This is a genomic window from Bradyrhizobium hipponense, from assembly GCF_008123965.1.
Lineage (GTDB): Bacteria > Pseudomonadota > Alphaproteobacteria > Rhizobiales > Xanthobacteraceae > Bradyrhizobium > Bradyrhizobium hipponense.
Genome location: NZ_VSTH01000007.1, coordinates 37,795 through 50,835, shown reverse-complemented (window position 1 = coordinate 50,835; position 13,041 = coordinate 37,795). Strand labels below are relative to the sequence as shown.

General features: G+C 57.1%; 10 protein-coding genes and 1 pseudogene. 7 read left to right on the top strand and 4 right to left on the bottom strand.

Annotation, left to right across the window (positions count from 1 at the left end; translation table 11 throughout):
• Window positions 1-44 precede the first annotated feature (44 nt).
• Window positions 45-580 (top strand): annotated as a pseudogene (locus FXV83_RS45340) (SDR family NAD(P)-dependent oxidoreductase); the annotation flags it as partial.
• Window positions 581-705: 125 nt separating this feature from the next.
• Here the strand turns inward: FXV83_RS45340 and FXV83_RS45335 are convergent.
• On the bottom strand, window positions 706-1,338 hold the full coding sequence (locus FXV83_RS45335) for a TetR/AcrR family transcriptional regulator (protein WP_430648923.1): 633 nt from the start codon (window positions 1,336-1,338) through the stop codon (window positions 706-708).
• A 184-nt stretch (window positions 1,339-1,522) separates the two neighbouring features.
• Here FXV83_RS45335 and FXV83_RS00800 point away from each other — a divergent pair, with 184 nt between their 5' ends.
• The 3 genes from FXV83_RS00800 (at window position 1,523) to FXV83_RS00790 (ending at window position 7,065) form a co-directional block, all read left to right on the top strand.
• Window positions 1,523-3,388 carry an amidohydrolase gene (locus FXV83_RS00800; RefSeq protein ID WP_148736817.1) on the top strand — a complete coding sequence of 622 codons (1,866 nt, stop codon included), beginning with the start codon at window positions 1,523-1,525 and terminating at the stop codon, window positions 3,386-3,388.
• Between the two features lie 14 nt (window positions 3,389-3,402).
• The gene (locus FXV83_RS00795) at window positions 3,403-4,605 is read left to right on the top strand and encodes an MFS transporter (RefSeq protein ID WP_148736815.1); all 1,203 of its coding nucleotides are present in this window, start codon (window positions 3,403-3,405) and stop codon (window positions 4,603-4,605) included.
• A 780-nt stretch (window positions 4,606-5,385) separates the two neighbouring features.
• Window positions 5,386-7,065, top strand: a complete 1,680-nt coding sequence (locus FXV83_RS00790) for an FAD-dependent monooxygenase (protein WP_148736813.1) — start codon at window positions 5,386-5,388, stop codon at window positions 7,063-7,065.
• Between the two features lie 315 nt (window positions 7,066-7,380).
• Here the strand turns inward: FXV83_RS00790 and FXV83_RS00785 are convergent, their stop codons facing one another.
• Both FXV83_RS00785 and FXV83_RS00780 read right to left on the bottom strand, forming a co-directional pair.
• Window positions 7,381-7,812: a M48 family metalloprotease gene (locus FXV83_RS00785; protein ID WP_148736811.1), complete on the bottom strand. Its 432-nt coding sequence runs from the start codon at window positions 7,810-7,812 to the stop codon at window positions 7,381-7,383.
• 206 nt (window positions 7,813-8,018) lie between these two features.
• Window positions 8,019-8,369, bottom strand: coding sequence for a hypothetical protein (locus FXV83_RS00780; protein ID WP_148736809.1), 351 nt, complete (start codon window positions 8,367-8,369; stop codon window positions 8,019-8,021).
• A 469-nt stretch (window positions 8,370-8,838) separates the two neighbouring features.
• On the opposite strand from FXV83_RS00780, the gene FXV83_RS00775 reads away from it, so the two are divergent.
• Genes FXV83_RS00775 through FXV83_RS00765 form a run of 3 tightly spaced genes read left to right on the top strand, consistent with a single transcriptional unit; the run spans window position 8,839 to window position 11,049 of the window.
• Window positions 8,839-9,702, top strand: a complete 864-nt coding sequence (locus FXV83_RS00775; protein WP_148736807.1) for a hypothetical protein — start codon at window positions 8,839-8,841, stop codon at window positions 9,700-9,702.
• The gene (locus FXV83_RS00770) at window positions 9,695-10,267 is read left to right on the top strand and encodes a hypothetical protein (protein WP_148736805.1); all 573 of its coding nucleotides are present in this window, start codon (window positions 9,695-9,697) and stop codon (window positions 10,265-10,267) included. Before FXV83_RS00775 ends, FXV83_RS00770 begins: the two co-directional genes overlap by 8 nt.
• Window positions 10,264-11,049: a hypothetical protein gene (locus tag FXV83_RS00765; RefSeq protein ID WP_148736803.1), complete on the top strand. Its 786-nt coding sequence runs from the start codon at window positions 10,264-10,266 to the stop codon at window positions 11,047-11,049. Before FXV83_RS00770 ends, FXV83_RS00765 begins: the two co-directional genes overlap by 4 nt.
• Before the next feature lie 571 nt (window positions 11,050-11,620).
• On the opposite strand, the gene FXV83_RS00760 is transcribed toward FXV83_RS00765, so the two are convergent.
• Window positions 11,621-13,024, bottom strand: a complete 1,404-nt coding sequence (locus FXV83_RS00760) for a tetratricopeptide repeat protein (RefSeq protein ID WP_148736801.1) — start codon at window positions 13,022-13,024, stop codon at window positions 11,621-11,623.
• Window positions 13,025-13,041 lie beyond the last annotated feature (17 nt).

Here is a 13,041-nt window from a genome sequence, read left to right as displayed (position 1 = left end):
TCGCGCGACCGCGATGATGATTTGCGCAGAACGGTGCACGCGTCGTGTTGTTTGGCCTCGGTGATGCCGAACTTGACGCGGCCGCTGCCGAGGCGGGTGGAGAGGCGGTCCCGGGCGACGTTACCGAGAGCGCCGACATCGTGCGGGCCATCGAAAGCTGCGGCCAGCGGCTCGACATCGTGGTCAATGCCGCGGGTCTCACTATTCCGGACCAGCCGTTGGACGTATTAGATGATGTCTGGGCGAAGACGCTCGAGGTCAACCTGACCGGAACTATGCGGTGTGTCGCGCCGCCTTACCGCTTTTGAAGCAGCAGGGAGGGGCGATCGTCAACGTCGCGACCGTCGCAGCCTTCAATGCGAGTCCAGACAGCACGAGTTACGCGGCGAGCAAGGCGGCTGTGGTCGCCTATACGCGCTCGCTGGCTTACGCGCATGGCGCCGATTCCATCCGCGCCAATGCGGTAGCGCCGGGCTGGGTGCGGACGCCGATGAGCGCCTACGAGATGCAATTGCTGGCGGAGCAGAATGACACGACGGCCGATGCCGAATTCCGGTCTGTCGAACGGCGGATCGCGCTGGGGCGTATGGCCGCGCCTGCCGAGATTGCTGCCTGTTGTCTGTTTTTAGCGTCGGACGCCTGCTGGCTGTCGCGCGGCGCGCTCTACCATAGACCACTTTGGGTCTCTTGGTGGGGCGAGCTTGGTCAGGAGGAGTTCTTGGATCTCGGGCCCCGGGTCGCGGCGGCTAGACCAGGTCGTAGTTCCAGCCACGGTTTTGAAGCCGGAGCGCGCAAGGCCTCGCAAAATACATGGATAGCTATTGATACAAACTGGTCTTCGCTTATTGCGGAAGACCGAAGCCAATCGAGGTGACCCGATCCGAGTAGTTGTGCGAGGCCGTGCCCTGCAGACCAAAGTATGCTGGTCAGGATTTCGAGAGGCGCCGCCGGCAACAGGCCGGCTGTTTGACAGGCGACGATTGTCTTGGCGAACTGGCCGAATGATGTGTCCAATGCCGTTCTGACATTCTCGAGTTCGGTCCAACGCTCCCGCATAGTGGGGTCGAACATGACAATGTAAGCCGCCCTATTGGTTCGGGCGAAATTCACATAGACGAGCCCCGCCGCAATGAGCCGTTCCCAAGGGTCATCGCCGGCTAGGTCCATTTCCCGACTCTGAATTTGGGCGAGTTCGGCAAAACCCCGGGCCGCGATATCGGCGAGCAGGGCGTCCTTGCTGGCGAAGTGCCGGTACACGGCCGAGTGCCCCACTCCCGTCATCTTCGCGATCTCGCGGAGATTGAACGACGGAGTCTGCCGTTGCCGCAGGAGCGACATCGCGGCTGCTAACACGGCCTCGCGCAAATTGCCGTGGTGGTGGGCGTCGGGCGTCTTCTTTCGGATTTTCATCGTCGGTCCGGCCGTGGATAGGCGTTTCTGCAATACTTGACAGCCGCTGTCAAAACAGCCAGTTTCGGGAAGTGACCAATGGTCACTTAACAACGAACCTTGAGAGAGGCCGATGCGAACCGTGATTCATGGAGGTGAAATCCTTACGCTAGATGCGGCATCGCCCATGGCCGAAGCCATGGTGATCGATGGTGACACCATTCTCGCGACCGGAGATTTGAGCTCGATGCTCACAGTCGCGGGCAAAGGGGCGGGGCGTTTGGACTTGCGCGGCTCGACGGCCATGCCCGGTATTATCGATACACATCCTCATTTCATCCACTTTGCAGCCGTCCTGGGCATGTGTGTCGATATTCTCGACGCCAAGAATCATGACGACATCGCCCAGCGTATCCGAGAACGTGCCCGGACAGTGGCAGCAGGCGAATGGATTATTACGACCCCGGTCGGCGAGCCTCATTATTTCACCAGGAGGAGCTGGCGCGACCTCGCCGAAGGTTGCCTTCCGAACCGCACGCTGCTTGATGCGATCGCGCCAAACCATCCGGTCATGATTGCCGCGTGGGGTCCGCGCATTCCCAATGTCTGTGCCATGAATACCGTGGCGATGCGCCGTTTAGGGATAACCGCTTCACTACCTTCCCGCGTAAGCGATGTCTGGATCGAAAAAGAGCCAGATGGCGAGCCTAGCGGAATTTTTCGCGGCAGCGTCACCAGCTACTACAATCCTGATCCCTTCTGGCTGTCCCTGACGGTCAACATTCCCATGCCGACTGCCGATGACTGGAACCGTGGTGCACGGCTGGGACAGCTTATCGCCAACAGCCGTGGTGTAACAGCAGCCTATGAGGGGCACGTCATGGCCCCGGAGCACATCGACGCGTATCGGCTTATGCGCGAGGCCGGTGAAAGCACGCTGCGCGTCATGAGCTCGCTTGAAGCAGCGCAGTACGGCTTCGATTATGGGCTGGGGTTGTCGGAGGAGGACTGTCGCTCCAACTTTGCTTTAGCGCTTCGCTTGAGGTCTGTGCAGGACGATCTCTTTCGCATCAACGGTCTTACGCTTTCGCGGGGAGGTCCGTGCTGGCCAGGGTTTCTTCGCGCGGACAAAACGATTCGAGATCCCTACGGTCGTGCAACGCGGGGACACACCTTCGTGCCTCAGAACATCGAGCGCGAGGCGATCGAGTTCTGCCTGAAGAACGATCTACGGCTGAACATGGTTCAAGGAGCATACCAGGACCATCGCGAGTTTCTGGAATCGCTCCAGCCCTTCCTGAGTTCTTACGACATTCCATCCAAAGGGTGGATCATGCAGCACAACATCCTCATCAGCCCGGAGACGATTCGGCGCTATGCGGAGCTTGGCTTCCATCTGTCGACGAGCATGAGTTTCACTTGGGGGAAGGGCGACCTCTTCGCTGAGCGAATTGGAAGAGACTGCTTGAGCGACCTCATCCCACTGGCGCGGATGATGGATTCCGGAGCGAACGTAACGCTCGGCAGTGATTGGGGGCCGGCAAGGCCTTTCGAGCACATCGCGTTCGCTGAGACGCACGAGTTTGCAGGTTCAGGCCATCGGAACGTTCAGCCTGGCATGGCGGTGTCGCGGCTCCAGGCTCTGAAAGCCTGGACCAGCTCGGGCGCGACGCTGATGAATTGGAGCGGGATCGGCGCATTGCGCGCAGGCTATAAAGCCGACATTGCGGTCGTCGATCGCAACCCGCTGACCTGTGACAACGATGCGCTTCCCAAAATCAGGGTGCTGAAGACGATGCTCAACGGCCGCGAAGTTTACGATACAGGCGATTTGTCCCTTGTCGCAAAGGTCGACCTTCCGGAAGAGAGGCGTTCGCCGCAGGTCGACACCTTCGCTCGCGCGGCAGGTCCGGCTGCCTGGAAACATATCTGCGGTCCGGCTTGTTCCCACAGCGCGCGAGCATCGGCGGGATCGATGTCAAGTCAAGAAGTGCAGTGAGGGTGAGGGGCGACATGAAGACAATTGAACGAGTGAACGGCGTCGGAATAGTGCTGCTGTTCGGCAGCTGCATGACCATCTTGGCATCCATCCTGGTGGTCCCTATCTTGGTCAAGTTCCAGGCGGCCTACGCCTCGGTCAAACACGTCGAATTGTTGGTGGCGTTGGCGCTGATGGCGCCTGCATTCGTCACGGCGATCGCTTCACCCTTCATCGGCACAGTCATTGACCGTTGGGGGAGCCGCAAATTTTTGGTGTGGGGCACAGCGCTATACGCCGTCTCCGGCGTCGCTCCGCTCTGGCTCGATGGCATAACTGAAATCGTCGTCTCTCGGTTCATTTTCGGTGCCGCTGAAGCAATCGTGATGACGTGCTGCACGTCCATCATCGGTACTCACTTCAAAGGACAGGAGCGCGAACGTTATCTTAATCTGCAAATGCGCTTTATCGGCGTTGCCGGCACAGTTCTCTTTTTTATCAGTGGCGCTCTCGGCGAAATGAACTGGCGGCTGCCGTTCGCGCTCTATGGTCTCGCGCTGCTCCTGATTCCCTTCCAACTGCGACTGCCCCCCCCACAATACGCGCCGCGCACCGATACGCTGGGGTTCGCAGCTACACGGCCGCCAAAGTCCGCGCTGCTTCCCCAGATTACAGTCATGCTGGTGGGCATGATCGCCGTCTACTTACCGCCGGTCCAGTACCCGTTTCTGCTCGCGGATCTGGGTATAACGTCGACACAAGCCATCGGAATGGGGGCCGCTTTCGGAATTCTTTCGGCTACCGCGGGAACGTTGCTGTGGCCCGTCCTACGGAGGCGGTTCAATACGCAATCGATCAACGTCTTGGTCTTTGCGCTGCTGGCAGTGGGGATTTGGTGGCTGTCGCGCATCACCAGCTATGCCGAGAGTTTCGTCATCCTCGCAGTACATGGACTTGGTGCTGGGATGCTGGTTCCCAATGTCATGGCCTGGACGATGGCCGCCGCAAAACCCTGGCACATGGGCAAGGCAACCGGCCAGGTATACTTCGGTCTGTATTTCGGTCAGTTCTTGAGCCCACTGCTTGTTGCGCCGCTGGCCGCGTCGGTCGGCGGTCTTCGCCCCGCATTGGTCGTCGTCGCCGCCGCGATGGTATTGTTTGCCTTGATCGCCCTCGCCATCGCGCGCGAGTCGACCTTACGCGAGCGGCGAGATACCGCAGCCTCACTCAAATGGTAACTCGACTGCATAGCCATGAAGCATCATTGGCGTCGCGTCGGCGCGACGGACGGGCATGGCGGCCTTCGCTCAAGATGGCTGTCACTTCGGCCGATTGGGCCGCCCCGGGAGCGCTCCGCGAACATGTGGAAGAGCGAACTGTCCGGGTGTTCTGCGCATACTTCAGCTCAAGCCGTCGTCTGCCACATCCTCAACGGGCGAGTTTCCACAGGACTTAGTGGGCAGAAGCTTGAGCTACCAGCTGTCGGGCGAACCGGCTCAGAACGTCCGCTGAATGGCTGGCATCGCCCCCGAAGTCGGATCCGACAAATCCGCGTTCGGCCGGCCGCAGCGTGACCGATCGCCGTTTAGAAGCTCAGAGCCGTAGCAGGGCTTCGCAACAGGCAGGGCCAGCTGTATTCGCATAAACGCCCTTTCGGCCCGGCCCATCACTAGGAAGCGGACCGGGATGTAATGATGCTTTCTACCTTTCTTGCCGCCGCGCCCCGATCACGTGTTTCGGCCGCGCTGATCCGAAGCATGACACGCCCTCTCTGAGGGGATGGCTACCTAGGTTTGATTCGTCGGCTGCGTCTAGTTGGTTACGCTGGAAAAGCAGTGGCGGCGGGCATGATGATGATGATGATGATGCAGAATTTTCGGAACGGACCGTATTTTGCTGATCTCAAACTTCTGTTCGTCACCTGTGCATGGGACAGACGCGAATCAAGTCCACTAGTAGTTAAGCTCTGAGGCGGTCGCCGGTCGAAACTAACTGCCAAATTAGAAAGGCGGGCGTTAATGGATAATCATCTGTCGCTTGATCAGATCCGCGAACTCATAAAGCCGATTTCGGGACCCGACGGGCGAGGAACCAAAGATGCCGATGTCCTGGTCGTTGGTGCGGGTCCGATCGGCCTGACGGTCGCTAACATTCTCGGCTCGCTCGGGATTTCCACAATCTTGCTGGAGTGGAATGAACTGACGTCGGACTTGCCCAAAGCACTCGTGATCGACGACGAATATCTCCGTCTTCTTGATAGCCTGGATTTGCTCGACGACATGGAAGAGCACCTCTCGCCGCCCTTTGGAATTTTCTTTTATTCTATGCGGGGAAAGCCGGTGGTGAAGGTCAACCCCTTTTTGACGTCGAATGGATTTGGCAACCGCGCGGGATTGATGCAGCCAGTCTTCGAGAAGAAGCTGCTGCAGGGCGCACGGCGCTATCCCTGCGTCGATCTGCAGTACCGGTCTACTGTCGCAGGCCTAGATCAGGAAGAGAATGGCGTCAGGCTGAAGGTCGTTCGTGCCGGGCGAGAACATCTAGTGACGGGACGATTTGTACTCGCCTGTGATGGCGCGCGAAGTTTCATCCGCTCGGCTGTCAATATTTCTTTCGCCGGAAATCGCATTGATCAACCCCATTTAGTGGTCGACCTCGCCGAGTTTCCCGACCGGTCCCCCTTCTCGCGTTTTTTTTGCAATCCTGAGCGGCCGTTCAACAGCGTGCCTGCGCCATATGGCGGACGAAGACTGGAGTTCATGCTCAACCCCGGCGAAGATCATCACAAGATTGCCACGGCGGACAGCATCCGTGATCTCGTGGACAGACATACTCCGTACAAAGGAACACCCCTCAAAATCATCCGGTCGGTGGTCTATGGATTTTCGGAGCGCATCGCCGAGCGAATGGGATCGAAACGGGTCTTCTTGCTCGGCGACGCAGCGCACGTCATGCCGCCGTTCGGCGCGCAGGCCATGAACACGGGCGCTCGCGATGCCAACAACATTTGCTGGAAGATTGCGGCGGTACTGCAAGGGAGGCTCAACCCCACGATCCTTGAGACCTACGAGACAGAAAGGAGGCCGCAGGTTGAGGCGATTATTCGATATTCGGTGATGATCGGAAGAATGGCAAACATTCGCAACCGCATTATTGCTGCGGCGAGAGACGCCGTCTTCCAGACATTGAACCTTATCCCCGCGATCCAGCGCTTCTTTGCCGAGATGCGCTACATGCCTCGACCATGGATTAAGGCCGGCTTCATGGTGCGGTCCAGGCGGCAGGAACTCGTTGTTGGGCGGACATGTCCGCGTGTTTCGCTTTTCTTGGATGGTGGTAGCACGAAGTCAATTGATGCGATTTCGGACGGTTGGTTCCTGGTGGTAGGGATCGCTGTACCCACCAACGATTTGCTCTTGCTTGCCGATTCGCGATTTTTGAGCCCGCAGTTTTTATCTATTTGCTTCAATGATATGCAGTGTGTGAAAGTTAGTGGTGTGCAGCACGCTAGACCGGCCTCGCCGGAGGCGGAAGCGTTTTTGAGGCCGCTCACTGGTCGGGTGCTGCTTGTGCGGCCCGATCGATATGTCGCGGCCGTGTCGACGCTAGATGGGATTGGTGCGGTCTTGGCAGAGCTTGAGAAATCGTTTGGGCCGCTGCGGGAAGACGTCAGTTCGTCACCTATTCGCTCGAGCTAACGGACACGCAAGTCGCTTGCGGACTTCGCAAGCGGCGGAGCGGCGAGCGCGGCGCCTCTGGATCGCAAAAGCTTTGGTTGCGCCGGCAAGCCTCAAGGAGGCAAGCGAGGGTAACTCTCTTGCGGCGCCCCCGGCTGTATATGGTAGCATCGCGTGATAGCAGTGCTAACGCAGGGAAGCTGATTTGTTGTTTCTTTCCAGTGTGTTCGCCTGCCGACCTTCGTCTTCCTCAGGGAGCCAGCGATCCCGAAGACGCTGAAAAGCTGAGTACAGCTCGAAAATCGGGCAGCGCGAGGATGGTAAAGAGCCTGAGCGCTATCGGCAATTATCACAGAATGAATAATCAATTTTGCCGAGCTTTGCGTCTTCCCATCCTTGGCCGATGATGTCTGCACGTCGGCGCTTGTTCGGATGCGACGGGGTGTCGGCATCAGTCCCCACTGCAAGAATCGCTTTTTCTGCTGCGTCTTTTGCGGACCCAAGTCGTTGACAGGCCTGGCCACTCCAATAGTCAGCGTTCAGCTCGTTACGGTGCCGATCACCACCAAACCCGGCAATATGATGCCCGACTTCATGGGCTATAATTTGAATTGCGCCCCACTCAGTGCCTGCAACCCGGTTCATCTTGCTGACAAATCCAACATCGACCACAAGAATTTTGTGTCCATTTGCTACACTAGCAAAGGCGTTGTCTTCCTTCTCTGCAATGAAAATATCGAAGTCGACCTTGAACCCCAGTGTTCTCATGATCCGATCTACGACATCAGGGACACCCGATAAGTCATTGGTTCGGGCTTGGCGAGTGATAAATTCGCGAGTAGTTGACCCATCCCAGCCATCAGTAGCTGAAAAGAGGCAGACCGGTAACGAAGCAAAGGCTGGCTTTGTGAGGCCGACAGCAACGCTCCCGACCAATCCGCAGGTGAAGCATCTGCGACTAAGGTTCGTCGATTTCATTGCGGTACGAACCCCTGTGGTGTGCTCGGAATTTTGATTCTGACAGTACGATCTTCATCATCAATCTGGACTGTTTTCACATCCCGTTCGCTAATTCGAGGCGATCCGGTGTCGTCCGGCCGCCGTTCCAGAGGTGTCGGAGGACCGGACGAACATTGCGCCGATATCTGCATGTAGTAGTTGTTCACCATATTCGACTGCTGCGCATACCAGAAGTTAAGCTGCTGGAGCATCGCCTGTCCGCACATTGGATTGCCGCGGCACCGCATCGGTATGCCTTGATAGTACTCGTATTGAGCAGTCTGGTTCACTCTGCCGACATACATTTGAAGCTGCTGCAACGCCATCCCGCAAGTATTCATTTGCGCTGAAGCCGGAGCAGTAAGCTCACAAGAAAACGCAATTCCGAGCAGAATGGTGGAATACCCAAAGCGGGCGCTCCGTTGCGTCCGTAAGCGCTGTGAGAAAGTTAGGACAGCCATAGCACTTCCCCGCTTAATCAATTTGGCTCCGCCACGAGCTGCCTGAACTCGAATGAGTATCGATCTTCGTCGGCAGTAACTCACTTGATGCGCAAATATAGGCAGGAAGCTGAGACGGCGCCCGTCGGGCGAACCCAGATGTCAGAGACTGGAAGATTGACGGTCTGCGAGTGCAGCAATTGCACATAAACGACCCTCGTAACAAATGGGTCTTGTAGCTTTAGTAGCAATTAAAGCGCGCTTTTACATTTTCACAATCATAGGTTAAAGTCAAACAGATTTGTTTTTCGCTCCGTCAGGTCAATCAGCCTGCCGTTTTCGCTTAGGTGATTTCATGAAAATGATCTCTGCGTGTTTCGTTATTGCAGCCGCGCTTTTTCCCTTTCCAGCTCGATCCGAATCCCCGGACGGCGGCTTCAACAAGTACGTTCTGACAGCCGTGAAAATGCTCGGAGAAAGCCGTGCCGCGAAAGGCTACGGCAGCGCTGCTTTCACTCAAGATCTGACGTTCGGAGACGATGGTATCCTAAAGGCGTCTGGCCCACCCATAACGATGTGCGTCGCCGCCCAGCTCGAGGTTTTAGTTGAAGCTCTAAATCTGTACGCGCGCGAAACAAAAGACGTGTCACCCTTCCATTACATCCCCAAGGTCACCTGGGCCCGGCTGCGTCCACTCGACTTGAGAGGGCAGATCTGGATGGTAAATGGAAGCCCGTCGACTGGCGCCGCACACGCATTTGAAAATTTCGGCATGGGAAAGAGAATCGCTTTCAAGAACCTCTTCCCCGGTACATTCGTCAACTTCAACCGAACCAGGACCGGCCATGGGGTGGTCTTCCTAGGATACATCGACAAGACGGGGGCCGATCTAAGCGACTACTCTAACTTAGTGGCGGGCTTTAAGTACTTCTCTGCGCAAGGCATGGGCAAGCCGGACGGGGGCCTCGGCTACCGATGGGGGTTCTTTGCTGACGCGGGTTGCCCCTCACTACCGGCGGATAAGAAGAGGGACTGCGGGATCATCCGGTCTGAGGCTAACAACCTGCTTGTGGGAGGGTATGTGGCGATGCCTAACATGTGGGATGCAGAGAAAGCTGCCGCTCAGGTGTTGAGCAACAACGTGGCGACAGATCCCGCACTAACTACTGAAGGCACATTGAACGAGAGTTACTTCTCGGGGATCACCACAGATGATTAAACCGTGTGGATTCGCTGCCTCCATAGCGATAGGCATACTTTGCGCTCTATGCGTTCCGTCGAGCTATGCCGCAGCCTATCTTCTTTCTTCTAATGCGGCTGATGCCGAAAGCCGCATCGTTGTCGATCTTCAGAACAAGACGCTCGACACAACTAACTTGGCACCAGAAGTCCCAGCAAAGACACTCGCTGCCTTGAACGGTGCGCCTCCACTGGCAAAAGCCGTGCTTCAAAGTGCATTGAAGAAAATTTGTCCAGTTCTGTCGGTCGACAACGATTACGGGCGACAATATGCATTTCGGTCAATTCATGCCTTGGGTAAAATTGATTGGATAGTCTCCGCCTCTGCAGCCTCTCCAGAAACGATTACCTCTATTTCATTCTTGTTGTTGAATACCGGTAAGCCGCCGGCCATCCTACCAATCCTTCCACCAGGAGGGGAGACTAGCATTTTACCCTCTGTCGAAATGGGATGTTCGAATGAGGAAGAGAGAAGGGCTGCAGAACAGGAAATCAAGCAAGCATGTGAGGAACTAGGTGGAAGTTGCACGCTGAAGGTCAAATGAGCAAGTTGAGCAGACGCAATTTCAGCCTTTTAGTCGGTGGCGTGTTGTGTTGCAGTTGTGGAAGGGTAGCGGCTCAGTCTGATCCGTCGGTTTGCGACCCGTCCTTCGAGGCAACTAACGGGGCGGCCGGATCGGTTATAAATTATGGGTCAGTGACGCCACTCTTTGAAGACACGAGCGACGATTTCGATGACGATTATAAGAACTCGTTTGTCTGGGTACTGGCTGATATTGCCAACTATCTTGGCCTGAATTTCGGGTTTGGCCTCTACACCGAAACGACCATACCCAATGCGGCCTTTGTGCCGGCTGACCTAATTAAACCGATGAAACCAGATTTGCCCTCTGACGGGACAATCTTGGTCGGACGGAACCTCTTGAAAGAAACCCGCAGGGTAACGAAGAATTTGGGAGCGGCGCTGACAGCGTTGTGCGCTCACGAAAGCGGGCACGCCTTACAGAGGAAGCATCGCCTCCTATACAAATTCACAACCGCGGGCGATTCCTTCTTCCAAGTACGTTACGAGTTATGCGCAGACTTCGTGTGCGGATACTACGGTGCACACAGGGTAGAACGGCAGCCAAACTATCCAGTTTTGATCCAGGCGATTACTCAGTTGAGAAAAGGTGACCAGATATTTGAACCCTCGGGCCACGGAGCACCCAAGCATAGGGCAGATGCCGTTCAAGCGGGCGCGGCGTTTGGACGGTTGCACCCCGGCGACGGTAAAGCAGCAGTGAACGCGGGTGTCGAATATGCGCTGGCTCTCAAATTTCAATAGACGCTTCCCCAGCCACTATAGCGGTTATACTTTGGGCGCCTTTCGATTGGCGCGTTGACAGAGAACGTCACCCCGTACTCATTTACCAAATAGGCTCCTTTCGACTTGAGGGTGGTAGCGAGTGGTGGTAGCAGTGTTAGAGCAGCTAGGCTGATTTACGCTTGTTTTTCAACGTCTTCTTGAGTCGCCCTTCGTCTCCCCTAGGGAGCGCCATTTGCGTACGAAGCTGCGAACGCAGGGGTTCGCGTTTTGACCGCCGGCGATGGCCTGCTCCAGGGTTGCTTTGTCGCCCACGATGCGGACGGCGCAATCATCTACCTCTACCCGGTCCACGACCGATTTGATGTAAGCTTTCCGAAAGGGATGCGGCCGGAGGTAAGATTTTCACGCATCAGCTTGCCGAACCGCTCCAAGGGCCTGGGTGTCGAAGGCATGGGACTTGGGGCGGATCCTGACGCGGTCCAACGCTTCCTTGGTAAGATTCCGGTCGCTCGGCGGTGGGACGATGGACTAGACCCATCCCATGCTTCGCGCGCATTTGAATGATTACGAGCCAGCGGGACTTGGCGGTTCAAGGTGATGCCGGTCGCGGGCCGGGGTCAGGCCACGGAGACGGACCTGTGCTGTCAGTCTCCGCCGTTTGTAGCCGGATCACGCGTGGCACCGGTTTGAGGCCCGCCGAAATGCTCTTGGCCAGCTCCGCTGCGCTGGTCTTGATCTCAGGTTGGAGGAAACTATCGAGTTTCTGAAGTTCGGGGGCTGCATCTTGCCGCCCGAGCTCTTTTGCAACAATGTAGTGAGCGTAGGCGCTGGTGTAGTCTCGCGCTGTTCCGGCACCCTCGTGGTAGGCTCGAGCAAGCCAATAATGGCAATAGGCATTTCTGTAAGGCGCGCAAAGCTGGAGTAATTCAAACGAGCGTTTGGTGTCGAACCACGGCGCCGCCCGCGCATATCTGTGGACGTAAGCGAGCTCAGCGAGGGCGAACACCGAGTGCCCTTGTCGATAGGACCGCTCGTACCACTTGATTGTTTCCGCCTCATTCTCGCTTTCTCGATAGGCATATCGGTCTTTGAACCACCGGGCCAACGTGATCTGTGCCCCTTCAAAGCCTGCATCCGCCGCGCGCCGCAAATAGTCGACCGTCTTCGCAGCGTCTCGCGTAAGCCCGCCCCGCCCGGTTTCGATGCAGTATGCAAGTTGCACCATAGCGATGAGTTCGCCACTATCCGCTGCCTTGCGCAAGAGATCGACGGCCTTAACGGTATCGTACGCGCCAAATTCTCCGCTGACGTATCCGGCAGCAGCAAGCCGCATCGCGTACGGCTCGCCAGCTGCGACCGCGTCATCCATCAACTTCCGTCCCGCCGTTTCATCCTTCGGCAAGCCGCCCGCGCCCGCGAAGAGAATGCGCCCGAGCACGCTGCTGGCCTGGCGATGTCCCCGGGCAGACGCCTCGCGCAGCAGCGCCTCCGCGTTGCGCGCCTGGTCGGTCGAATTTGGTATCATCAGGGCGAGCGCCGTGAGGAACTGAACGTTCGAGTCGCTTGCGGTGGCCGATTTCAGAATATCGGTCGCCTTCCCCCAATCATAGCGATAATAGGCGCCAAGCGCTGACGTGAGTTTGGACCGATCGTCTGCGGCAGAATTTCGAAAGGTCGACCGATCGACGTAGACCGTGACCTGATTGGCGATCGTGGGTCTGCCGACTTCATCGTCCCAGGAGTACACGGCGCGCCGGGTTGCCGCGCAACCGGGGGTAAACACGTTGCTGCAATCGGCAGGCTTTGCCCAGTTGCCAACCGGAACTGCGGCCGGAGGCAGACCCACAACAAGCCAGCTCGCAACAAGGATTGCTGTCGCCTGCGGCCAGACAAGCCACGCGCGGCGGTACCAGGGATCGTACTGCCAGAACGCGATATGCAAAGCCGCTGTTCGGCCGATCGCGGTTATCGAATTTGTTCGTTTCAGTTGCATCCCGGGGCCGCTTGTTT

What these genes read in the sequence shown, in the direction of transcription:
- FXV83_RS00780 (WP_148736809.1), bottom strand. Translation starts at nt 8,369, where the DNA reads ATGGCGTTGCAGCAGCTTCAAATGTATGTCGGCAGAGTGAACCAGACT.
- FXV83_RS00770 (WP_148736805.1), top strand. Translation starts at nt 9,695, where the DNA reads ATGATTAAACCGTGTGGATTCGCTGCCTCCATAGCGATAGGCATACTT.
- FXV83_RS00800 (WP_148736817.1), top strand. Translation starts at nt 1,523, where the DNA reads ATGCGAACCGTGATTCATGGAGGTGAAATCCTTACGCTAGATGCGGCA.
- FXV83_RS00775 (WP_148736807.1), top strand. Translation starts at nt 8,839, where the DNA reads ATGAAAATGATCTCTGCGTGTTTCGTTATTGCAGCCGCGCTTTTTCCC.
- FXV83_RS00760 (WP_148736801.1), bottom strand. Translation starts at nt 13,024, where the DNA reads ATGCAACTGAAACGAACAAATTCGATAACCGCGATCGGCCGAACAGCG.
- FXV83_RS00790 (WP_148736813.1), top strand. Translation starts at nt 5,386, where the DNA reads ATGGATAATCATCTGTCGCTTGATCAGATCCGCGAACTCATAAAGCCG.
- FXV83_RS00765 (WP_148736803.1), top strand. Translation starts at nt 10,264, where the DNA reads ATGAGCAAGTTGAGCAGACGCAATTTCAGCCTTTTAGTCGGTGGCGTG.
- FXV83_RS00785 (WP_148736811.1), bottom strand. Translation starts at nt 7,812, where the DNA reads ATGAGAACACTGGGGTTCAAGGTCGACTTCGATATTTTCATTGCAGAG.
- FXV83_RS00795 (WP_148736815.1), top strand. Translation starts at nt 3,403, where the DNA reads ATGAAGACAATTGAACGAGTGAACGGCGTCGGAATAGTGCTGCTGTTC.
- FXV83_RS45335 (WP_430648923.1), bottom strand. Translation starts at nt 1,338, where the DNA reads ATGTCGCTCCTGCGGCAACGGCAGACTCCGTCGTTCAATCTCCGCGAG.